Source organism: Youxingia wuxianensis (assembly GCF_014385085.1).
GTDB classification, from domain to species: Bacteria; Bacillota; Clostridia; order Oscillospirales; family Ruminococcaceae; genus Youxingia; species Youxingia wuxianensis.
On the sequence record NZ_JACRTD010000002.1, the window covers coordinates 73542 to 96626 of the forward strand.

The 23085-nt window shown below is 47.2% G+C and carries 19 protein-coding genes and 1 other RNA gene; 17 read left to right on the forward strand and 3 right to left on the reverse strand.

The window, feature by feature from the left end; all coding sequences use genetic code 11:
- Positions 1–7: 7 nt before the first annotated feature.
- The 9 genes from ftsW to secG all read left to right on the forward strand — a co-directional run bounded on the left by ftsW (position 8) and on the right by secG (position 13240).
- On the forward strand, positions 8–1153 hold the full coding sequence (gene ftsW / locus H8705_RS02640) for a putative lipid II flippase FtsW (protein WP_262394314.1): 1146 nt from the start codon (positions 8–10) through the stop codon (positions 1151–1153).
- 39 nt (positions 1154–1192) lie between these two features.
- Complete coding sequence (murG, locus tag H8705_RS02645) at positions 1193–2305, forward strand: undecaprenyldiphospho-muramoylpentapeptide beta-N-acetylglucosaminyltransferase (RefSeq protein ID WP_262394315.1); 1113 nt, start codon at positions 1193–1195, stop codon at positions 2303–2305.
- A gap of 165 nt (positions 2306–2470) precedes the next feature.
- Positions 2471–3736 (forward strand): UDP-N-acetylglucosamine 1-carboxyvinyltransferase, encoded by a 1266-nt coding sequence (gene murA / locus H8705_RS02650; RefSeq protein ID WP_262394316.1) that lies wholly within the window; start codon positions 2471–2473, stop codon positions 3734–3736.
- A gap of 28 nt (positions 3737–3764) precedes the next feature.
- Positions 3765–4823: a cell division protein FtsQ/DivIB gene (locus H8705_RS02655; protein WP_262394317.1), complete on the forward strand. Its 1059-nt coding sequence runs from the start codon at positions 3765–3767 to the stop codon at positions 4821–4823.
- 178 nt (positions 4824–5001) lie between these two features.
- Positions 5002–6111: a cell division protein FtsZ gene (gene ftsZ / locus H8705_RS02660; RefSeq protein ID WP_262394318.1), complete on the forward strand. Its 1110-nt coding sequence runs from the start codon at positions 5002–5004 to the stop codon at positions 6109–6111.
- A gap of 78 nt (positions 6112–6189) precedes the next feature.
- Positions 6190–8358: a polyphosphate kinase 1 gene (gene ppk1 / locus H8705_RS02665; RefSeq protein ID WP_262394319.1), complete on the forward strand. Its 2169-nt coding sequence runs from the start codon at positions 6190–6192 to the stop codon at positions 8356–8358.
- A gap of 156 nt (positions 8359–8514) precedes the next feature.
- Positions 8515–10500 carry a DNA gyrase/topoisomerase IV subunit B gene (locus H8705_RS02670; RefSeq protein ID WP_262394320.1) on the forward strand — a complete coding sequence of 662 codons (1986 nt, stop codon included), beginning with the start codon at positions 8515–8517 and terminating at the stop codon, positions 10498–10500.
- A 23-nt stretch (positions 10501–10523) separates the two neighbouring features.
- The gene (locus H8705_RS02675) at positions 10524–12761 is read left to right on the forward strand and encodes a DNA gyrase/topoisomerase IV subunit A (protein WP_262394321.1); all 2238 of its coding nucleotides are present in this window, start codon (positions 10524–10526) and stop codon (positions 12759–12761) included.
- Between the two features lie 230 nt (positions 12762–12991).
- Positions 12992–13240 carry a preprotein translocase subunit SecG gene (gene secG, locus H8705_RS02680; RefSeq protein WP_262394322.1) on the forward strand — a complete coding sequence of 83 codons (249 nt, stop codon included), beginning with the start codon at positions 12992–12994 and terminating at the stop codon, positions 13238–13240.
- A 60-nt stretch (positions 13241–13300) separates the two neighbouring features.
- On the opposite strand, the gene H8705_RS02685 is transcribed toward secG, so the two are convergent.
- Both H8705_RS02685 and H8705_RS02690 read right to left on the reverse strand, forming a co-directional pair.
- On the reverse strand, positions 13301–13741 hold the full coding sequence (locus H8705_RS02685) for a GNAT family N-acetyltransferase (RefSeq protein ID WP_262394323.1): 441 nt from the start codon (positions 13739–13741) through the stop codon (positions 13301–13303).
- Positions 13742–13783: 42 nt separating this feature from the next.
- Positions 13784–14056, reverse strand: coding sequence for a pro-sigmaK processing inhibitor BofA family protein (locus H8705_RS02690; RefSeq protein WP_262394324.1), 273 nt, complete (start codon positions 14054–14056; stop codon positions 13784–13786).
- A 151-nt stretch (positions 14057–14207) separates the two neighbouring features.
- On the opposite strand from H8705_RS02690, the gene H8705_RS02695 reads away from it, so the two are divergent.
- The gene (locus H8705_RS02695; RefSeq protein ID WP_262394325.1) at positions 14208–14393 is read left to right on the forward strand and encodes a hypothetical protein; all 186 of its coding nucleotides are present in this window, start codon (positions 14208–14210) and stop codon (positions 14391–14393) included.
- A gap of 59 nt (positions 14394–14452) precedes the next feature.
- On the opposite strand, the gene rnpB is transcribed toward H8705_RS02695, so the two are convergent.
- Positions 14453–14797, reverse strand: an RNA gene (rnpB, locus tag H8705_RS02700) — RNase P RNA component class A.
- Between the two features lie 302 nt (positions 14798–15099).
- Here rnpB and gdhA point away from each other — a divergent pair.
- From gdhA to rpoD, 7 genes are all read left to right on the forward strand, one after another.
- Entirely contained in the window at positions 15100–16452 is a 1353-nt protein-coding gene (gdhA, locus tag H8705_RS02705) for an NADP-specific glutamate dehydrogenase (protein ID WP_262394326.1), read from the forward strand.
- Positions 16453–16734: 282 nt separating this feature from the next.
- Complete coding sequence (locus H8705_RS02710; protein ID WP_262394594.1) at positions 16735–17802, forward strand: branched-chain amino acid aminotransferase; 1068 nt, start codon at positions 16735–16737, stop codon at positions 17800–17802.
- Positions 17803–17874: 72 nt separating this feature from the next.
- Complete coding sequence (locus tag H8705_RS02715) at positions 17875–18501, forward strand: YigZ family protein (RefSeq protein ID WP_262394327.1); 627 nt, start codon at positions 17875–17877, stop codon at positions 18499–18501.
- 309 nt (positions 18502–18810) lie between these two features.
- On the forward strand, positions 18811–19821 hold the full coding sequence (locus H8705_RS02720; protein WP_262394328.1) for a deoxyguanosinetriphosphate triphosphohydrolase: 1011 nt from the start codon (positions 18811–18813) through the stop codon (positions 19819–19821).
- A 13-nt stretch (positions 19822–19834) separates the two neighbouring features.
- Positions 19835–20167, forward strand: a complete 333-nt coding sequence (locus H8705_RS02725; protein WP_262394329.1) for a hypothetical protein — start codon at positions 19835–19837, stop codon at positions 20165–20167.
- A gap of 24 nt (positions 20168–20191) precedes the next feature.
- Positions 20192–21955 (forward strand): DNA primase, encoded by a 1764-nt coding sequence (dnaG, locus tag H8705_RS02730; protein WP_262394330.1) that lies wholly within the window; start codon positions 20192–20194, stop codon positions 21953–21955.
- Between the two features lie 11 nt (positions 21956–21966).
- Positions 21967–23049, forward strand: coding sequence for an RNA polymerase sigma factor RpoD (rpoD, locus tag H8705_RS02735; protein WP_262394331.1), 1083 nt, complete (start codon positions 21967–21969; stop codon positions 23047–23049).
- Positions 23050–23085 lie beyond the last annotated feature (36 nt).

Below are 23085 nucleotides of genomic sequence, written 5' to 3' on the forward strand. Positions count from 1 at the left end.
GCTGATCATGGAGCAGGTGAAAAAGAAACAAAAACAAGCAAAGCCCAAAAAGGGAAGCATCGATCTTACCTTTCTTATCCTGGTGTTGCTTCTGCTGGTGATCGGCCTGGTAATGCTGTTTTCCGCTAGTTATGCTTATGCGTATTACAATGCCCCAGGACATAACAGCTTTTATTATATTTCCCGTCAGCTGGTGTTTGCCATATTAGGCGTCGGAGTGATGGGGTTTGTTTCTATGGTGGACTATCATCTTCTGCATAAATTTGCTATCCCCATATTCTTAGGGTCGTTGGTGCTGCTGGTAGCGGTGCTGATCATCCCTTCCCGTGAGGACGCCAAACGGTGGATTGACCTTGGCTTTGCCACCTTCCAGCCCTCAGAGATCGCTAAATTTGCTATTATCCTGCTGTTTGCCCATCTGATTTCCCTCAACTATGAAAAGATGAAACTCCCCCGGTATGGTGTGTGGCCTTTCTTAGGGGTAATGGGCATCGTTTCCTTTTTGATGCTTTTGGAACCTCATCTGTCGGGGACGGTTTTGATTGTGACCATCGGCATTGTTATGATGTTCGTAGGCGGTACGGATATGAAATGGTTTATGCTGGGCGGGGCGCTGCTGATAGGCGGCATTATCGTGTTGGTACTTATTCCAGGCGTGGTAGAATATGCCGCTGGGCGTGTTCAGTATTGGATTGACCCTTTTTCTGATCCGAGGGGCAAAGGATACCAGACGATACAGTCCCTGTACGCTATCGGCTCAGGCGGGCTGATGGGGGTAGGGATTGGAAATTCCCGTCAAAAGCATCTGTACCTGCCGGAACCGCAAAATGACTTTATTTTTGCTGTGGTATGCGAGGAACTTGGCTTTATTGGCGCAGTGATTATTATTTTGATTTTCGTGCTGCTTATCTGGCGCGGATATGTGATAGCGATGCGCTGCCGGGATCGCTTTGGAGCGATGTTGGCTATTGGGCTTACTACCCAGGTAGGAGTGCAAACCATCCTGAATATTGCCGTGGTGAGCAATACTATCCCTAACACCGGGATTAGTCTGCCGTTCTTTTCTTCTGGAGGTACAGCGCTGGTTATGCTGCTGGCCCAGATGGGGGTAATTTTGTCGGTGTCCCGGCAGACCGCCCTGGAAAAAGAGTAGCCGGCGAAAAAGTATGATTGACCACAGGGAGGAAACACAATGAAGATACTTTTTGCCTGCGGCGGCACGGCGGGACATATTAACCCGGCAATTGCGGTTGCCAGTTATATCAGGGAGCGCCATACAGACGCCAAGATTCTTTTTGCGGGAAATCCCAAAGGAATGGAGGCTAAATTGGTGCCCGCGGCGGGCTTTGAATTTGTACCTATTGACATCAAAGGCTTTCAGCGCCAGCTGAGCTGGTTTAATATCAAATACAATCTTTCCGCTATAAAATGTTTGGCCCTTTCCGGAGGACGGTGCAGAAAGATCATCCAAGACTTTGGACCGGACGTAATGGTGGGAACCGGGGGATATGTAAGCGGACCCCTTTTGCGCAAAGGCCACCAGATGGGGATAAAAACTTTGACCCATGAATCCAACGCCTTCCCCGGAGTAACCACCAAGCTGCTGGCAAAATATTGCGACAAGGTGCTGCTTTCGGTGGAAGAAGCCAAAAAATACCTGCCCTCCCGGGAGTATGTTATCACGGGTAATCCGGTGCGGGAGGAGATTATCTTTGCCGATCACAAAAAGGCCCGGGAAAAACTCCAGGTGGGAGATCGCGTCTGTATCGTCTCCTTTGGCGGGAGTTTAGGCGCCCGGCGGATCAACGAAGCAGTAGCGGGACTGATGGCCTGGGAGCAAAGAAAAGGCGGAATTTACCATATTCACGCCACCGGAGCTTATGAAAAGCAGCGGTTTCCCCTCCAACTGCAGAAGGCTGGAGTAAATTATAAAAACAATCCCAACCTGGATATTCGGGAATATATCAGCGATATGCCCGATTGCCTGGCGGCGGCGGATTTAGTAATCTCCCGGTCGGGAGCAATCACCTTAAGTGAACTGGAAGCTTCCGGTACGGCTTCAATACTCATCCCATCGCCCAATGTGGCGGAAAATCATCAGTATCATAACGCTATGGTGCTCGCTCATCACGACGCGGCGGTAGTCATTGAAGAAAAGGACCTGACCCCCAAATTGATGCTGGAAACGGTGGAAAAACTATGTCAGGATCCGGCCACCTTAAAGCGATTGGGGAAAAATGCCCAACAAATGGCAATTATTGACGCGAACCAACGTATTTACAAAGAAATCATAGATTTGATATAGTAGTAATTGACAGATAAAGCGGAGGGAAGAGACTCTTCGCTTTGTTTAAAACAGCAAAGGGGACAAGCCTCTCAGGAAATTTTTTCACCACAATATCCTTCACCGCATAGTATATTTTGCAAGAGAAATTTTAATTTTCTCTAATGTGCGAAAGGGTGCGTGAAGATGGAAAAATTCTTGATAAAAGGGGAAAACAGGCTAGAAGGAGAGCTATCCATCCATGGTGCTAAAAATTCGGCCTTACCTATCCTGGCAGCGTCATTGCTGAGCGGCGAATGTGTCATACATAACTGTCCCAGGCTTACCGACGTAGACGCAGCTTGCAATATATTAAACTATTTAGGTTCCACCACCAAACGGGAAGAGACCAGCATAGTCGTTGGCGCGTCAAATTCAGACAACTATTGTATTCCAGATGATTTGATGCGGATGATGCGTTCTTCTATTGTTTTTTTAGGAGCGATTATCGCTAAATGTGGTAGAGCCCGGATTTCTATGCCGGGTGGGTGTGAATTGGGTCCTCGGCCGATCGATCTTCACCTGTCCGCCTTGGAGAAACTGGGTGTTGTGATTGAGGAAGATCATGGCTACCTCAACTGTTCGGTTCCAGGCAAGCTGCGGGGGGCGCATATTTCCCTTCCGTTTCCCAGTGTTGGAGCGACAGAAAATATTATGATTGCCGCTTGCCTTGCCAGTGGGGAAACAGTCATTACCAACCCAGCAAGAGAACCTGAAATTTCTGATCTGGCGGCATTTTTGAATGCCTGCGGAGCAAAAATTTGTGTTACCTCTGAAGGAAATATCCATATTTTTGGGGTAGAAAAGCTTTATCCCGCCGAGCATAAGGTGATTTCCGATCGGATTGCCGCTGCGACTTATTTAAGCTGCGGGGCCATCACCGGCGGAGACATCCTCTTAAAAGATGTATGCTGCGAACATTTAGCGGCTGTGCTGCCCACGTTTGAAGAAATGGGCTGTACGCTTTCTATAGAAAAGGACAGTGTGCGCATCAAATCGAAATTTCCTTTAAATCCGCTGAAATGTGTGCGCACCATGCCCTATCCTGGGTTTCCCACAGACGCCCAATCCCCTTTGATGGCGGCGGCCTGTCTTGCCCAGGGAAGCAGCGTGTTTGTGGAAAATATCTTTGAAAGCCGATATAAACAGGTCCCCGAATTGCTCCGCATGGGGGCGGACATCAAGGTAGAAGGCCGGGTGGCAGTTGTTCATGGGGTGCAGGAACTTCACAGCGCATGTGTGCGCTGCACCGATCTGCGGGGCGGGGCGGCGATCGCCGTTGCGGCGCTGGCAGCCCAGGGAGAAAGCGAGCTTCTCGCTATCGAACATATCGATCGGGGTTATGAAAACTTTGAAAACAACCTGCAAAGCATCGGTGCGTGTATTGTGAGAGTAAACGACGGGAAAGAATAAAAGAAATTGAAGGCGTAGGAGGTTCAAAATGGCACAAATGAATAAAAATAGAACCTCTGGCCGGCAGCAGGCGGTTGCGGCGGCGGATGTACGCCGTAAACGCCGCCGAAGAGGCCGGTATACTCTGCATTATATATTGCTTGTTTTAGCGGCATCGGCAGTGATGATGGTACTGTCGCTGACGGTATTCTTTAAAGTGGAACAGATCGAAGTTACCGGCACCACGAAATATGCTGCCGCTCAAATTATTGAAAACAGCGGTATTGCCCAGGGGGACAACCTGTTTCGGATCAGCCAGAAAAAAGTGCAAAAAAATCTGACAGATAAATTTCCTTATGTAGAAAAGGTGGCGTTGAAGCGTTCCTTTCCGCCGAAAATAACGATTGCCATTACACAGGAAAAGCCGCTGGGAGCAGTGGAAACAGGGGCGGGATATGTAATTATCTCCCGTTCAGGAAAGGTGCTTGAGATCGGGGCGCAAAGTCTGCCGGAAAATATGACCATCGTAACTGGCATGTCTCTGGACAACCCCCAGGAGGGTAAGCTTCTGGGAGAAGGATCAGACGAAGGAATGAAGATGCTCACCTATCTGGTGGACGCCATAGGAGAAACAGAGTTTGATAAAATTACCAAGGTTGATTTTTCTGACCGGCTGAACATTGTGGTAACCTATGACAACCGGATCCTTATCGAGCTGGGAAGCGAGGCAAACTTACCCTACAAGCTAAAGTTTGTGAAACTGGTAATCAGTGAAAAACTGGAGGATAACTTTGAGGGGCGTCTGGATGCCTCCATCGAAAAGGAAGTATGGATGATACCGGAGGATATCAATCAGGAACCCGTGCAGATAGAAGTACCGTTGGATCCGGAAGATTTGGCTACACTGCCGGTGGAAAGCGGAGCGGACAGCGAGCAAAGCAGCTCACGTTCCGGGCCGGTGGATGCAGGACTTCCGGTAAATCCGGATTTGAGCGCCAAAGGGGAGACCAATTCTAAAGGGGAGCTGACTGCTATTCCAAAAGAGGAGCTGATTACCCTTCCCAAGGAGGAAGAAAGTTCTTCTTCTGAGACGAGCCCATCCCAGTAATTTTCTTTGCGGTAAATTGTGAAATTACCGTTAAATCCCAGAGACTGGGTATTGCTTTACAGTGGTATTTCTGTTAGAATAATATTTAATAGTATTATGTATTAAAGTGCATTTTTGTGAGACATTCTTGTTAAAAATTTAAATTTGCCGTGTGCGATTGGATATAGGGGGAACTGCGATGTTAATGAACTTCGATATGGAAAGTGATTTTGATAAAGTTGTCTCGATTAAGGTGATAGGAGTCGGCGGCGGCGGTGGAAACGCGGTCAATCGGATGGTACAATCCGGGATGAAAAGCGTGGAATTTATTTCTATTAATACGGATAACCAGGCGCTTATGACCTCTCAGGCTACATACAAAATCCATATTGGGGACAAGCTCACCCGAGGAAAAGGCGCGGGTGGAAGCCCGGAGAAGGGTCAGCGCGCCGCTGAGGAGAGCAAAGACGAGATCGCTTCCGCCCTGAAAGGTACCGACATGGTGTTTATTACTGCAGGTATGGGTGGCGGCACCGGAACCGGAGGAGCTCCAGTAATAGCAGAAGTGGCCCACGACATGGGGATTTTGACGGTGGGGATTGTAACCAAGCCGTTTAACTTTGAAGGGAAACGCAGAATGGAGCAAGCTGAGATGGGCGTTACCGCTCTGCGGGAACATGTGGATGCTTTGCTGGTTATCCCCAATGAACGGCTCAAGTTAATCAGCGAGCAGAAAATTACTCTGCAGAACGCTTTTATGGCGGCAGATGATGTGCTTAAGCAGGGCGTGCAGAGTATTTCCGACCTTGTAAATATTCCGGGTGTCGTTAACCTGGACTTTGCGGATGTTACTGCGATTATGAAGGATGCCGGTTACGCACATATGGGCGTGGGAACCGCCAGCGGCAAGGATAAGGCCAAAGAAGCGGCAGAAATGGCAATTTCTTCCCCGTTGTTGGAAACCTCTATTAATGGAGCAAAAGGCGTTATCGTAAATATTACCGCTTCCCCGGACATTGACTTGGATGATATTGATATCGCTTCGTCGATGATTCATGAAGCTGCCCACCCTGACGTAAACTTGATATGGGGCGCTACGTTTGATGATACCCTCAATGATGAGATGAAAGTTACAGTTATTGCCACTGGCTTTGATAACGATAAAAACTTTCCGCTTCCTAGTTATAGCTTTAATAAGGGAAAACCAAGCGGAGAGACCACCCAGGAGGAACAGGCGCCAGCGGCTGGCGGCGATGATGACGATGAGGGTTTCTTTGACATAATGGCAATATTTAATAACAAAAAATAAGTTTTTAAAGAGAGTATTGCCGAAAAGGCAATACTCTTCTTTCTTTTTGTAAAAATCCTGTAAAGTGGGGACGAATTGATGAGTGATAACACCAATATGAACGAAACAACCAGTTTATACCACAACCGGGAGCTGAGCTGGCTGAAATTTAACCAACGAGTGCTGGAACAGTCTATTGACAACAGCATCCCGCTGTTTGAACGGTTGAAATTTATTTCGATTTTCTCTAATAATATGGATGAATTCTTTATGATTCGGGTAGGAAGTTTGACAGACGCGTCCATTCTGACGCCAGAAAATCGGGACAATAAATCCGGGATGACAGCGGCGCAGCAGCTTTCGGCGATTTTTATGGATGTGCGGGAGCTGATCAAGAAAAAGGATGAGGCGTATAAGCGCATCGCCAAGGAGTTAGACACTTTTGGTATTCAACATATGAATATGGATGCGCTCAATGAAGAACAGGAGCGCTTTTTGCGGGAGTATTTCCAGCAGGAAGTTATGCCTATGCTGGCGCCGCAGATTATTGATAAACATCACCCCTTCCCATTTTTAAAAAACAAAGAAACCTATATCTGCACCCAACTGCAAACCAAAGGGGATTTTATAAAAATTGCGATTATACCGGTATCCACAGGATTTGACCGGCTGGTTTTTCTGCCCTTTGACAAGGAAAAGTTTGTGCTGATGGAGGAATTGGTCCTGCGGTACTGTGATACAATTTTTGAGAACTATGTGGTCGTGGCAAAGACGATTTTTCGCATTACCCGCAATGCGGATATTAATGTAGAGGAAGCTATGTACGACCATGACATGGACTATCGCAGCGTTATGGAAGAGCTGGTGAAAAACCGCAAAAAGCTCATGCCGATCCGTATTGAGTTTCAAGGGATCGCTCGGCCGGCAATTGTGGAACAGCTTTGCAGTAAACTGGAGCTTACTGGAGACCGAGTATTTTTTAATCAGACGCCTCTGGATATGTCTTTTGGATTCAGTATGTACAGCATGTTTGAACACAAGACCCCCAAAGAGCTGTTTTATCCCTCTTTGCTTCCTCAGCTTTCTCCGGATGTGGATATAGACAGACCCATGATCCCGCAGATTATGGAAAAAGATATCCTATTAAGTTATCCGTTTGAAAGTATGAAGCCGTTTATTAACCTGCTTGTAGAAGCGGCGGGGGATCCCACGGTAATGAGCATAAAAATGACTTTGTATCGGGTGGCCCATGAATCTCAGATTGTTGCCGCCCTGATCAAGGCGGCGGAAAATGGGAAAGAGGTTCATGTGGTTGTAGAGCTGCGGGCCCGTTTTGATGAGGAAAACAATATTATCTGGTCCAAACGCTTAGAAGAAGCCGGGGTTAACGTGGTGTACGGGTTAGGAGAGTACAAAGTACACTCCAAACTGCTGGTGATTACCCGCAAAGTGGGCAATACGATCAGTTTCATTACCCAGATTGGTACGGGCAACTATAATGAATCCACTGCAAAGCTGTATACAGACCTGTGCCTAATGACCGCGAAAAAGGAATTTGGGGAAGAAGGAAACCGAATTTTTACCGGAATTTTAACCGATAGTCCGGCGGATAATACCCGTCATCTTCTTGCCGCGCCTGTGACGATGAAACCGATGATTCTTCACTTTATCGACCATGAGATCAAGCTGGCGAAGGAAGGAGCGCCTGCCGAGATTACAGTAAAGATTAACTCCCTGACAGACAAGGACATTATTGACCGGCTAATCAATGCTTCCATGGCCGGGGTGAAAATCCGTATGATTATCCGCGGAATCTGCTGCCTGCGGGCAGGAGTACCGGGATATACGGATAATATTCAGGTGATCAGCATTGTAGGGCGCCTATTGGAGCACAGCCGGGTATATGTGTTCGGCACGCCGGAGAGAAGCATTATGTATATTTCTTCCGCCGACTTTATGACAAGGAATATGGAGCGCCGGGTAGAAGTGGCGGCGCCTATTTATGACCCCCAACTCAAACAGCGGATCATGGATATGTTACATCTTCAGTTCAGCGACAATGTAAAGGCAAAACGCTTGCTTGAGAATGGAGAATATGCGCTTGTACAAAACGGCCGGCCGTCTACCGACAGCCAGATTGATCAGTACAAACTGGCATATATGCGTGCGGAAAAAGCGGCGGTTCAGGAAAAGAAAGAGGAAATAAAACCCAGGGGGAAATCCGGTTTTAACAAGTTTATGGATAAAATCAAGAGCTTATTCAAATGATAATCTTCCACAGGGTCTGCTCTTGACAAAATGGGAAATATCAAGTTTACTTATATAGGAAGATTTTACAATAGTTCTGCTGTATGCCAAAACAGGCATACAGCAGCTATCTTTGCTATGGATTTTAAGAAAATTACAATGTTCGGAGGCGCAGGGATGCCAAGAAAAATGGTAAGTGAATATGGCAACGACAGTATATCCGCATTAAAGGGGGCCGATCGGGTAAGAAAACGCCCGGGGGTTATCTTTGGTTCGGACGGGCTGGAAGGCTGTCAGCATTCGATGTTTGAGATCTTATCAAACTCTATTGACGAGGCCAGAGAAGGCTTTGGGGATAAGATTATTATCACCCGGTATCAGGATCATTCTATCGAAGTGGAGGACTTTGGCCGGGGCATTCCTGTAGACTTTAATCAGCGGGAAGGCAGGTACAACTGGGAACTGGTATTTTGTGAGCTGTATGCCGGTGGAAAATATTCTACCAACGAAGGGGAGAGTTACGAATACTCCTTGGGACTTAACGGTCTGGGATTATGCGCTACCCAATATGCGGCGGAATATATGGATGTGGAAATTTATCGGGATGGGATGAAATATTCCCTTCGCTTTGAACGGGGAGAAAATGTGGACGGCCTTGTGAAAGAGGAGGTCCGACGGAAAGCGACCGGGACCAAAATTCGCTGGCGGCCGGATTTGCAGGTGTTTACAGACATCAATATCTCCAAGGAATATTTTCAGGACGTGCTTAAGCGCCAGGCGGTGGTAAACGACGGAATCCGTTTTATTCTGCGCAACCAGACAGACGAAGGGTTTGAAGAAGAGGAATTTTTGTATGAAAACGGGATTGTAGATTATGCCAATGAAATTGCGGGAAGCGAATATCTCACTCCGGTACAGTTCTGGAAGGCGGAGCGCAAAGGCAGAGACCGGGCGGACAAGCCGGAATACAAAGTAAAATTATCTTTGGCTTTTTGTTTTTCCAACCGAGTGAAACAAACCGAATATTATCATAACTCCAGTTATCTGGAACATGGCGGCTCCCCGGAAAAAGCGGTGAAATTGGCTTTTGTATATATGATTGACAGTTTCATTAAAAACGCGGGAAAATATCAAAAAAATGAAAGCAAAATTACCTTCCAGGATGTGGAGGATTGCTTGGTGCTGGTGTCCTCTTCTTTTTCCACTCAGACCTCCTATGAAAACCAGACAAAAAAAGCGATCACCAATAAGTTTATCTATGAGGCGATGAACGAGTTTCTCCGTCATCAGCTGGAAGTGTATTTTATTGAAAATCCAGACGACGCGGCGAAAATCGCCGAGCAGGTTCTCATTAACAAACGCAGCCGGGAAAATGCGGAAAAAACACGGCTGAACTTAAAAAAGAAATTAGCGGGTACGCTGGATATGTCCAATCGGGTACAGAAATTTGTGGACTGCCGGACCAAAGATGTAGGACGCCGGGAGATTTATATTGTGGAAGGAGATTCCGCCCTTGGTTCCTGCAAACTGGGCAGGGATTCGGAATTTCAAGCCATTATCCCGGTGCGCGGAAAAATCCTTAACTGCCTGAAAGCAGAATACGATAAGATCTTTAAAAACGATATTATCACCGATATTATCAAGGTGCTGGGCTGCGGAGTAGAGGTTACCTCCAAGGCCAATAAGGAACTAAGCTCGTTTGACCTGGATGGTCTTCGGTGGAATAAGGTGGTTATTTGTACAGACGCAGATGTGGATGGGTTTCAGATTCGTACGCTGATTTTGACCATGCTTTACCGGCTGACGCCCACCTTGATTGAACAAGGGTATGTTTACATCGCAGAATCTCCCTTATACGAGATTACTACAAAGGACAAAACCTACTTTGCATATACGGAAAGCGAAAAGGCGGATGCTCTGGAAAAGATCGGCAGCGGGAAATATACTATCCAGCGCTCCAAAGGGCTGGGCGAAAACGAACCGGATATGATGTGGCTGACCACCATGAATCCGCAGACCCGGAGACTGATCAAGGTCACCCCATCCCAAGCGCAGGCTACCAGCGAAATGTTCGACTTGCTGCTGGGGGATAATTTAGCAGGAAGAAAAGAATTTATCGCGGAGAATGGGTATCAGTATCTGGAACTGGCGGATATTTCTTAATTTGGATCATTGGAGTTGAATACATGGCGACGAAAAAACCAAAAAAACAACCGGAGAAACAGGTAAATACCTCCGCGGCTTTTATTGAAAACGCGGGGATTGTGGTTCAGCAGCCCATTACAGAAACTCTGGAAAAAAACTACATGCCTTACGCCATGAGCGTTATTGTTTCCCGTGCGATCCCGGAAATTGACGGGTTTAAGCCTTCCCACCGGAAACTTCTGTATACCATGTATAAAATGGGGCTGCTCACTGGAGCAAGAACAAAATCTGCCAATGTGGTAGGCCAGACCATGAGACTTAATCCCCATGGGGACCAGGCGATCTATGAAACAATGGTGCGTCTTTCCCGGGGATATGAGGCGCTGCTTCACCCCTATGTGGACAGTAAGGGCAATTTCGGTAAGGCTTATTCCCGGGATATGGCGTTTGCCGCCTCCCGGTATACCGAAGTGAAATTGGACGCCATCTGTGCAGAGCTGTTTGGGGATATCGATAAGGACACAGTAGATTTTATCGATAACTATGACAATACCATGAAAGAACCCACCCTTCTTCCAGTGTCCTATCCCTCCATCTTGGTCAACGCCAATGTGGGAATCGCGGTAGGTATGGCAAGCTCCATCTGTCCGTTTAATTTGGCGGAGGTGTGCGAGACCACAATCGCGCTGCTGAAAAATCCGGATCACGATATTCTGGAAACGCTGAAAGCACCGGATTTTCCTGGCGGGGGATATATTGTTTATAATGAAAACGACCTTAGGACGATTTATAACAGCGGCAGGGGCGGGCTTAAGGTTAGGGCCAGGTACTCCTATGACAAATCCAACAATTGTATTGATATTACTGAAATTCCTCCTACCACTACGGTAGAGGCGATTATGGATAAAGTCATAGAACTGGTAAAAGCGGGCAAAATTCGGGAAATTGCCGACATGAGGGATGAAACCGATCTGTCCGGGTTAAAACTTACCATTGATTTAAAACGCGGAGTAGATCCGGATAAATTGATGCGCGCCCTGTTTAAAGCCACCCCTTTGGAGGACACCTTTTCCTGTAATTTTAACGTACTGATCGGCGGGATGCCCCGAGTGTGCTCGGTCAAAGACTTAATCGAGGAATGGACGGCATTTCGGGAAGACTGCGTGCGGCGCAAGGTGTATTTCGAGCTGGGACGCAAAAAAGAGAAGCTTCATCTGCTCAAAGGGCTAAAGCGTATTTTATTGGACATCGATAAGGCCATTAAGATTGTGCGGGAAACAGAAGAAGAAAAAGAAGTAGTGCCCAATCTAATGATTGGTTTTGGTATTGACAAAACTCAAGCGGAATATGTAGCGGAAATTCGTCTGCGCCAGCTCAATAGGGAATATATCTTAAAACGTCTGGAAGAAACCGACCAGCTCAAAAAAGATATTGAAGAAATGGAAGGAATTTTGGCGGACAGGAAAAAGGTCCGGTCCATTATTATTTCCGAACTTGGACAGATCAGCAAAAAATACTCTAAACCCCGGCGCAGCCTGTTGTATTATCCAACCCAGGAGGATTCTCAGGTGGCGGAGGAAAACATCCCGGATTATCCGGTGCGCTTGTTCTTTACCCGGGAAGGATATTTTAAAAAGATCACCCCCCAGTCCCTGCGTATGAGCGGCGAGCACAAGCTGAAAGATGGGGACTTGATTACCCGGGAAGTGGAGGCGACCAATACCTGCGAACTTTTATTTTTTACAAATCTCCACCAGGTATACAAGGCCAGGGCCTGCGATTTTGACGATACAAAGGCCAGCGTTATGGGAGATTATGTAGCGGCCAAGCTGGGGATGGACGAGGGAGAAACCGCGGTTTATATGGCGGTGACCAGCAACTTTGCCGGCTGTATGATGTTCTTTTTTGAAAACGGCAAGGCGGCCAAGGTAGAGCTGTCGGCCTACCAAACTAAGACCCGCAGGAAAAAGCTGCTTGCCGCCTACAGCGACAAGGCTCCGCTGGCGGCGATGTTCCAGGCGGATGAGGACCAGGAATTTTTGCTGACCAGCTCGGCGGAACGGGCGCTGATTGTTCACAGCGGTGCTGTCAATCCAAAATCTACCCGGGATACCCAGGGAGTAGCGGTGATGACACTGAAGAAAAACCATTTTGTGGCGTCGGTCAAACCCTTTAAAGAAGGAATGGTAGAAAATTCCCACCGTTTCCGCACAAAGACCCTCCCGGCGGCAGGCGCGCTGCTGCGGGCACAGGACAAAGGGGAACAGCTTACCTTGTAGGATTAAAAAATAAAAGCCGGAAAGAGGGGGTATCCTCTTCCGGCCTGGGTTTTTTACCCTGTGCAAACGCATTGACAGAGGTAGAAAACCAGTTATAGTATACGAAAATTCATGAATTTTATGCAGAGTAAGCAAAAAATCAAATTATTTTTGCCGTATCCCTTGCAAAGCTTGCCTCATTATGGTATCATACTATGAGTTAGAGCTATTTTTTTCGGAGGTTATGCAGAATGAGCGTTTTAGAGATTGTTGGCGGTATATTGCTGCTGGTTTGCGCGGTAGTGATTGTCCTTTCCGTTATGTTCCAAGAAAGCAAAGGAAATGGAATGCAGGCGCTTTCCGGTTCCAATGAATCTTCCTATATTGGCAAAGCTGGCGCTAGAACTACCCAGGCGATGCTGATTAAAATTACAAAAATTACTGGAATTATTTTTGTTGTTGTGACATTGGCTGTTTATCTGATCAGTGCCGCTCTGTAATGGTATTTGTTTCAAATGAAAAACCTTCACGCTTTGCGTGAAGGTTTTTTTGTTATATTCTCATAAATACTTTTCCATATCTATATGAGGGCAATGCTCGTCCAGATAAACTTCTCCGTAAGCGGTATAACCCAGCCGCTGATAGAAGGGTTGGGCCTGGCATTGGGCACTGATATAAACCCGTTTGCCGCCCATGATTTTAATCAGATCCTCCATCTCCTCCATTAGGCGCCGCCCTAGATTTTTCCCCCGATAAGCCTTGAGCACTGCGATACGCCCCAACTTATAGGAGCATTTGTTGTCCTGCAGGGAGAACACTCTGGCAGTGGCGACAGGCCTGTCCTCGTCGTAAATCACCAGATGAATGGAGGAGGGGTCGTGTTGGTCTGTGTCCGGGGAGGCAAATCCCTGTTCTTTGGTAAATACTTCATCCCGCACATAATAGCCGTCTGGTACATCCCCTGGGGGATAGAAAAATCGAGAAACATACAATCTAGTCATCCACCTTGTCCGAAAAATAATAACAAAGTAGAGTATACCCCATCAGGCGCCAAAAATCAACTTAATAAGCAGCATGGACAGTACTCCGGGAATACCAAGCAGGGTGGCTACTCCCACGGTAAAGAGGTTGACCGAAAGAAGCACCCCGGTAAAGGCGCCTAGATAGCCGATAGAAAATAGGGCAAGGTTCCCGGTAACAGCCGAAAATAAAAGGGATTTTATGAAATGTCCGGTGCGCAGAAGAGAGATGAAAATTACGATAGCTACTACGGAGGCCAGCAAATAAAATGAATTATCTAAAAGAATGTCCAGCATCCTGTCCACCTATCCTTTACATTTAGTGCTTTATTAATCATATATGCCGGTTAGAAAAAATATATACCGCGGACTTGCCTGGGACGGTATATTTATATCAAGTTGCAGGTATAATTTAGGTAAAGCTAAATTAAAATGGGAGGAAGAAGAAATGTCTGAATATAGTATGATAATTGAGCGGTACTGCCCTACGCTAGGGAAAAATATGCCGGTGCAGGTCACTTATGATGAAAAGGGGAGCAGGATAGAAAGCTGCCTTGGAGGTCATCAATGCGGTAAGCAGAGCTGTGAGCATCAGGAGCGGAAAATTGTATCCAACCGAGAAGAGTTCATATAATAAAAAAGGGCCCGGTAAGAAATTTTCTTACCGAGCCTTTGTGTTTACGGAAAGTAAAAGCAGGGAGGGAATCTATAAGCCGGGTTCTGTCGCGGACAACGATCTTTCTGGACCGGCTGTCGCCAGACGGTTCTAGCCACCTGTCAAGGCACGGCGGGCCGCCGTATCGCCTTCGTCGGTGTTGCTTCGGATAGGGTTTACATGGCAGTACAGTCGCCTGTACCCCGGTGAGCTCTTACCTCGCCTTTCCATCCTTACCGGCAGGACTGCCGGCGGTATCTTTCTGTTGCACTGTCCCTCGAGTCGCCTCGGCCTGCCGTTAGCAGGTATCCTGCCCTATGAAGCCCGGACTTTCCTCGCAGCAAAGAAAAACTTCCTTGCTGCGCCGCTGCCCAATTCGCTCCCTGTACATGAAATATTATATATAAATTTTGAGTGGGTGTCAAACAAACGGGGGGTGTTTAAGATGATACTAGATTAAATGAATAAAATATTTGAAACTTTTCTTGCGGAAATCTTCTATTTTTTAAGATAACCAAAGGTTTTTTCTAAAATAAAATATAAAAATCCGTTAAAAATCTGATTTTTTGCAGCATACATATTGCAAAATTGCATAACTGATTATATAATGTGAAGTAGATTTAATTTTCCGGCTTCGGCGCCAAAAGTGCCGCAGTTGCGTTTATTTTATAAGGAGGTCATAAAGATGTCATTTAAAAGTACTTATTTGCAGGGCGTTTATGAAAATGTCTGCAAAAGAAACGCCGGTGAAACGGAATTTTTACAGGCAGTAAGAGAAGTATTAGAGTCTCTGGAACCAGTGGTGGAGAAAAGAGACGATTTGGTAAAAGCGGGAATTATCGACCGGATTGTGGAACCGGAAAGATTTATCCAGTTCCGTGTTTCTTGGGTAGATGACAATGGAACGGTACAGGTAAACCGTGGTTTCAGAGTACAGTTTAACTCTGCCATTGGCCCTTACAAAGGCGGTCTGCGCCTGCATCCAACGGTATGCGCTTCTGTAATTAAATTTCTTGGTTTTGAACAGATCTTTAAAAACTCCCTGACCGGACTGCCTATGGGCGGCGGTAAAGGCGGTTCCGACTTTGACCCCAAGGGAAAATCTGATGCGGAAGTAATGCGTTTCTGCCAGAGCTTTATGACAGAGCTTTCCAAACATATTGGAGCGGACACCGACGTTCCGGCGGGCGATATTGGGGTCGGCGCGAGAGAGATTGGCTATATGTTCGGCCAGTACAAACGTCTGCGCAATGAATTTACCGGCGTGCTTACCGGGAAGGGGCTGAGTTACGGCGGTTCTCTTGCCAGAACTCAGGCCACTGGCTACGGCCTGCTGTATTTTACTCAGGAAATGCTCAAGTCTATGAAAAAAGATTCCATGGCGGGAAAAACGGTAGTTATCTCCGGTTCCGGCAACGTAGCTATTTATGCCACCGAAAAAGCGGTTGAGATGGGCGCGAAGGTAGTTGCGCTGTCTGATTCCAACGGGTATATCTATGACCCCAACGGCGTAAACCTGGATGTAGTAAAACAGATTAAAGAGGTAGAAAGAGGCCGTATTTCCGAATATGTAAAACGTGTTTCCGGTGCTGAGTATCATGAAGGCTGCAAACAAATCTGGACAGTGAAATGCGATATTGCGCTTCCTTGCGCCACCCAGAACGAACTGGATCAAGAAAGTGCAAAGGCTTTGATTGCCAACGGCGTTATTGCCGTGGCAGAAGGAGCAAATATGCCAAGCACTCCGGAAGCGGTGGAGGAATTCTTAAAGGCGGGAGTAATGTTCGCCCCGGCAAAAGCAGCTAATGCAGGCGGCGTAGCTACCTCTGGTTTGGAGATGAGCCAAAACTCCATGCGTTATTCTTGGAGTTTTGAAGAGGTAGACTCCAAACTCAAGGGCATTATGGAAAATATTTTCCACAACGCTTACAATGCGTCCAAAGAATATGGCGCAGAAGGCAATCTGGTAATGGGCGCTAACATCGCTGGCTTCCTCAAGGTTGCAGATGCGATGAAATGGCAGGGCGTTGCCTACTAAGAGGTTTGATAGGATGAAAAGGACGTACCTGGGCGACGGGGACGTCCTTTTATCATCCAGCAAGCCTTTGACATTACCGGCGTAAAGTGATAAAATATAGCACAACAAAGTACCGCTCACAAAGCGGCTGGGTTCACCGAAGGCGGGGCCTTTCCTTATACAGCGGGCGGCAAAAAACGCCAGATGCTTTTTGCCGCTGATAACGGAGCGGCACAAAAGTTTGCCTGGTATAACTTAAAAGATAACAGTAACAAAGCAGAATGTTAGGAAGTGTTTATGATGATGGATATCCGGATAGAACTGACCAAAAATCCAAAGGTAAAACCGACAGACGAATCCAAGCTTGGTTTCGGCGGTGTATTTACCGATCATATGTTTTTAATGAACTATACCGAAGGAAAGGGCTGGCACGATCCCAGAATTGTTCCCTATGGACCCATCCCCATGGATCCCTCCTGTATGGTATTTCATTATGCGCAGGAAATTTTCGAGGGAATGAAGGCTTACCGTACGCAGGATGATACCATTCAGCTTTTCCGCCCTCAGGAAAATTTTAAACGGCTTAACAATTCCTGCGAGCGTATGGTTATTCCTAAATTGGATGAGGACTTTCTGCTGGAAGCGCTGAAGAAGCTGGTGGAAGTGGAGAAAGACTGGGTCCCCCATCAGAAGGATACCTCCCTGTATATCCGCCCGTTTATTATTGCCAGCGACGCGGTGCTGGGCGTACATCCGGCAAAAACTTATATTTATGCTGTTATCCTTTCTCCCTCCGGTCCGTACTATAAAGGCGGTCTTAATCCGGTTAAAATCTATGTGGAGACAAAATATGTCCGTGCAGTCAGAGGCGGCATGGGCATGGTAAAAACCGGAGGAAACTACGCGGCTTCCTTAATTGCTCAGGAAGAAGCGTCCCGGGAGGGATATTCTCAGGTTTTGTGGCTGGATGGCGTAGAGCGCAAATATGTGGAAGAAGTAGGGGCAATGAACGTCTTTTTTGTCATTGGGGATGAAATTGTCACCCCGGCCCTCACTGGAAGTATTTTGCCAGGCATCACCAGAAAATCCGTAGTAGAGATGCTCAAGGAATGGGGCTATAATGTCAATGAACGCCGCCTGTCGGTAGAAGAACTGGAAGCGGCGGCTGCCAGCGGCCAGTTGAAAGAAGCCTTTGGTACCGGTACTGCAGCGGTAATTTCTCCTATTGGAGAGCTGAAATGCAACGGAAAGGTTACTGTGATCAACAACAATGAGATCGGCCCCATCAGCCAGAAGCTGTATGATCACCTGACGGGCATTCAGTGGGGAAGGCTGCCTGATACCCATGGCTGGATTGTAAAATGCTGCTGATTTTTAAAAATATAGCTAGGGACGGGCGTTAAGCCCGCCCCTGTTTTTATCAGAGTGGGAAGGAGAAGGCCTGTGGAGGAATACCTTACTTTAAGCGGCGAAGGCACACAAGAGTTTGTCGAACGAAAATCCCGGTTTATCGGTTATGTCAAACCGGTGGAGACAGAGCAGCAGGCACAGGAGTTTATCGCCCAGATCAAACAAAAGCATTGGGACGCTACCCATAATGTTTCCGCCTACGTGCTGCGCAGCGGACAGAAGCGGTATTCAGATGATGGGGAACCTCAGGGAACAGCAGGAATCCCGGTACTGGAGGTGCTTCAGAAAGAGGGGATAACCGATGCGGCGGCAGTGGTTACCCGATATTTCGGCGGCGTCCTTTTAGGAGCTGGGGGATTAGTTCGGGCTTATTCCCATGGGGCAAAAATCGCTCTGGATGCGGCGGGAATTATTGTGATGAGTCCCTGTACGGAAGTGGAACTGGAGTTTGGATATGACTTTTACGGGAAAATCAGTTATTTACTGCCCCGCTTTTACGCTAAAACGACCTTTTCTGATTTTGGAGTAGTAGTAAAAATGCGGCTTCTTTTAAAGGACAAATTTCTGGATCCGTTTCAAAAAGAGATCAGTGAGCTTACCTCTGCACAGGTGACGATAAGAGAGATAGATCGCCGGTATGACTGCATTGAAGAGACATAACTCCATTATTACCCGCATAAATTGAAGGGAACGGCCGCGCTTTGCCGTTCCCTTTTGATCTCATAAAAACAAAAGGGAGATTTTGCAGCAAGAAGGAAAAGCAGGTCACAAAAAGGGTCATTTTTGTCCAATACAAGAAATTTTTGTATCAAGCAGGAATTTTTTTATTTGCGGAGTATAATATAATGTAATAAAAAGTACTATACTAATTTTATCTAATATGAATTTCCCGTGAAAACATCGGCGGCGACGCAGGAAATCCAAAGAAAAAACACACAGGATGAGCAAAGGACTTTGGGAGGAATAAATATGACTATCAGAGAACAGACCCAGAAGATCCAAAGAGAAACTTTGTCGCAATATGCCTGTTTGTCGGATCATTCCCGAGGCCGGGAATATTCTCAGGAAGAATGCCCTATTCGAACCTGCTTTGCCAGGGATCGGGATAGAATTATCCACTGTAAGTCATTCCGCCGTCTGATGCATAAAACCCAGGTTTTTTTATCCCCGGAAGGAGATCATTACCGCACCCGTTTAACTCACACTCTGGAGGTAAATCAGATTGCCAAGACTCTGGCGGTGGCGCTGCGTCTGAACGAAGAGCTGACCGAGGCAATCGCGTTGGGACACGATTTGGGACATACCCCCTTCGGCCATGCGGGAGAACGGGCGCTGCGGGACGTATGTCCTCATGGCTTTCGTCACAGCGAGCAGAGCGTGCGGGTAGTAGAAAAAATCGAAAATGATGGCCGGGGGCTGAACCTGACCTGGGAAGTACGCAATGGAATTGGCTGCCACAGCTACTCCAACCCTTCTCCCGAAGGAAAGGCAAAAACTTGGGAAGGGCAGATAGTTTATTTCGCAGATAAAATCGCTTATTTAAATCATGATATTGACGACGCCCTGCGGGGAGAGATTTTACAGGAGGAGGATATCCCCTGGGAGATCAAATATTCCCTGGGCAGGACAAAATCCCAGCGGATTACGACGCTGATAAAATCCATTATCGACAGCAGCAAAACACAGGTGATGATGGATGACCAGGCAGCCCGGGCATTTGATCAGCTCAACAGTTTTATGTATGAGGCGGTGTACCGCAACCCAGTGGCCAAAAGCGAAGAAGGAAAAGCAATCGGGGTAGTAAAAAGCCTGTATGAGTATTATGTCCAACACCCGCAGGAAATGCCCCAGGAGTACCGTAGGATTATAGAAACCTCCGATGTGCCTCGGGCGGTCTGCGATTATATTTCTGGAATGAGCGATCGGTTCGCTGTCACTACTTATGAACGGCTGTACGTCCCCAGATCTTGGGGCTATTAAGGCGGTGGACAAAATGAGAAGAGCTTTAAGACTGCTTTTAGCATTGATTTGCATCCTAAGTTTGTTGACAGGCTGCGCTCAACAGGAGCGCGAATGGGATAGACGGCCGATGGTGTTAGTAAAAGGGACTATTTATCTGGATACAGGAAAGCAAATCCCGGTAGAGGTCCATGAAAGCGCTGTTTTAGGGGAAATTACCTCCAGTGTGGATCCCAGTGAAATCCCTACAGAGGAGGGACAGAGCAATTTCGGATGGGAAGGCGCCGAGTACGCTTTTTATGAAGATGGGCTTGTGGTATTAATAGATCATGAATGGGTTCTGTTTGAAAAAGAAACGGAAGAGTAGTATGGAAAGGAAGGGGGAAACAAGGTGCTGTCCGATATGTTTTTGCAGGAGCTGAAAAATTATAACGACATCGAACAGGTGATTTCTTCCTATGTTCCCTTGAAAAAACGAGGCCGGGTATTCACCGGGCTGTGCCCTTTCCATTCGGAAAAGACACCCTCTTTCACCGTATATCCTGACAGCCAGTCCTTTTACTGTTTTGGCTGCGGCGCTGGTGGGGATGTAATCACCTTTATACGAAATATCGAAAATTTAGAATACATTGAAGCGGTGCGTTTTTTAGCTCAACGAGCTGGCATGGCTATGCCGGAGGATGGAGCGGATGACAAAGCCGCCCGGCAAAAAAACAGAATTTTGGAGATTAATCGCTCTTTGGCTCGTTTTTATCATAGCTGCTTAAAAGAGCCGTCAGGAAAAGTCGCTTTGGACTATCTCCACGATCGGGGACTTACCAACGCAACCATTGTTCGGTTCGGCTTGGGCTATTCTCCGAACTCTTGGGATACAGGGCTGAGATATCTCAAGTCCCAGGGCTTTACCCAACAGGAGATGCAAGCCGCCAGCGTCATTGCACAAGGGCGCAACGGGGGTTATTACGACCAGTTCCGGAATAGGGTGATGTTTCCCATTATCGACCTTAGAGGCAACGTAGTGGGCTTTGGAGGCCGTGTAATGGGGGACGATAGGGGACCTAAGTATTTGAACTCCCCGGATACGCCGGTATTTAAGAAAAGCCGCAATCTGTTTGCGTTAAATTTTGCTAAGTCATCGAAAAGGGAAGGATTAATTTTAGCGGAAGGGTACATGGATGTTATCGCTGTCCATCAAGCAGGATTTGATAACGCGGTAGCTACGTTAGGAACCTCCCTGACCTCGGAGCAGTCCCGGCTGATTTCCCAATACGCTCAGAACGTGACCATCGCCTACGATTCCGATGGGGCGGGCCAGACAGCAACCCGTCGGGCAATAGGACTGTTTGGGGAAACCGGGATTAAAGTGCGGGTATTATCTATGACCGGCGCTAAGGATCCGGATGAATATATTAAAAAATATGGGGCGGAACGATTTGGAATTTTGATTGACGGGGCGGCCAACGCCACTGAATTTGAGATTGCTAAGCTGAAACGACAGTATGATGTGGAGACCGCCGACGGAAAGGTAGGATTTCTCAAAGAGTTTGTCAAGCTGATGGCTGGGGTGCCCAACGTGATCGAACGGGATGTATATATTGCGAAAACCGCCTCTGAACTGGAAGTAGACAAGGCGGCGATTATGGCCCAGCTAAAATATGAGCTTAAGCGGATGGCAAAATCTCAGCAAAAACGGGACAGCGGGGAGTTGAAAGTGTACAGCGAGATAAAAACACCCTCCCAAAAGCAGGATATTCAGCGAGCAAGAAACATAAAATATGCTTTGGCGGAGGACAAACTGCTTGCGATCCTGATGAAAAATCCGGATTATTATCCTGCGGCGGCCCAGCGGATAAAAATAGAGGATTTTGTTACCGACCGAAACCGGGAGATTGGAAAGATTTTATTTCAGCGATTGGAAGCGGGAATGTCGATAGAGCTTACCGTGCTGTCCTCCCAGCTTGACCCGGAACAAATGGCAGTGGTCAGCGGTCTTGTTAATTCCATCAGCGGTATGACTTTTAGTGTTGCTGATGTTTATACTTATATAGATACTATTTTAAGCTACAAAACAGTGAAATCCCGCGACGAAGTTGCCGGAATGTCAGATGATGACCTGAAGGAATATATCGATTCGCTCGCTTCAAAGAAAAAATAGGGGGAAAACGTATGGGAGCACAGGAAAAGAAACAGGTATTAAAAGATCTATTGGAGAACGGTAAGCTCAAAGGGAAGTTGACCACCAAGGAGATCAATGATGCTTTGGAAGAACTGGATTATGACGTTGAACAGGTGGACAAGCTTTATGAAACCCTGGAAGCTAACAGTATTGAGATTGTAGAAGATTTGGGAGATGCAATTGAAGAGGCATTTAAAAGCACCAACAGCGTTGATTTAGAAAGTTCTTTGGCATCGGAAGGAATTAATATTGACGATCCGGTAAAGGTGTACTTAAAAGAAATCGGTCGGGTGCCGCTGCTTTCTGCCGACGAAGAGATTGAACTTGCCATCCGTATGGGACAGGGGGATGTTCAGGCGAGAAAACGCCTCTCAGAGGCTAACCTTCGTCTGGTGGTCAGCATCGCCAAACGGTATGTAGGGCGCGGAATGCAGTTTTTGGATCTGATCCAGGAGGGCAATCTGGGCCTGATTAAGGCTGTAGAGAAGTTTGATCATACCAAAGGATTTAAATTTTCCACCTATGCTACCTGGTGGATCCGTCAAGCCATTACCCGGGCTATTGCCGATCAGGCAAGAACAATCCGTATTCCGGTGCACATGGTGGAAACTATCAATAAAGTAAAAAAAGTCAGCAGTCAGCTGCTTCATAAAAACGGCCACGAACCTACTCCGGAAGAAATCGCTGTGGAACTGGAGATGCCGGTGGAAAAAGTTCGAGAGATTATGCGCGTAGCCCAGGAGCCGGTATCTCTGGAAACCCCGATTGGTGAGGAAGAAGACAGCCATCTGGGGGACTTTATCCAGGACGAGGAGGCCCCGGCGCCGGCAGACGCCGCCTCCCATGTTCTTTTGAAAGAACAGCTCAGCGAAGTGCTTCAGACACTCACCCCTAGGGAGGAAAAGGTCCTTCGTCTGCGGTTTGGCCTGGAGGACGGCAGGAGCCGTACTCTGGAAGAGGTAGGAAAGGAATTTAACGTTACCCGTGAACGCATCCGTCAGATTGAGGCTAAGGCGCTGCGAAAGCTGCGCCATCCCAGCCGCAGTAAAAAGCTTAAGGATTTCCTGGATTAAGCGTTGACAAACCTGGAGAATTTGGATATACTTATA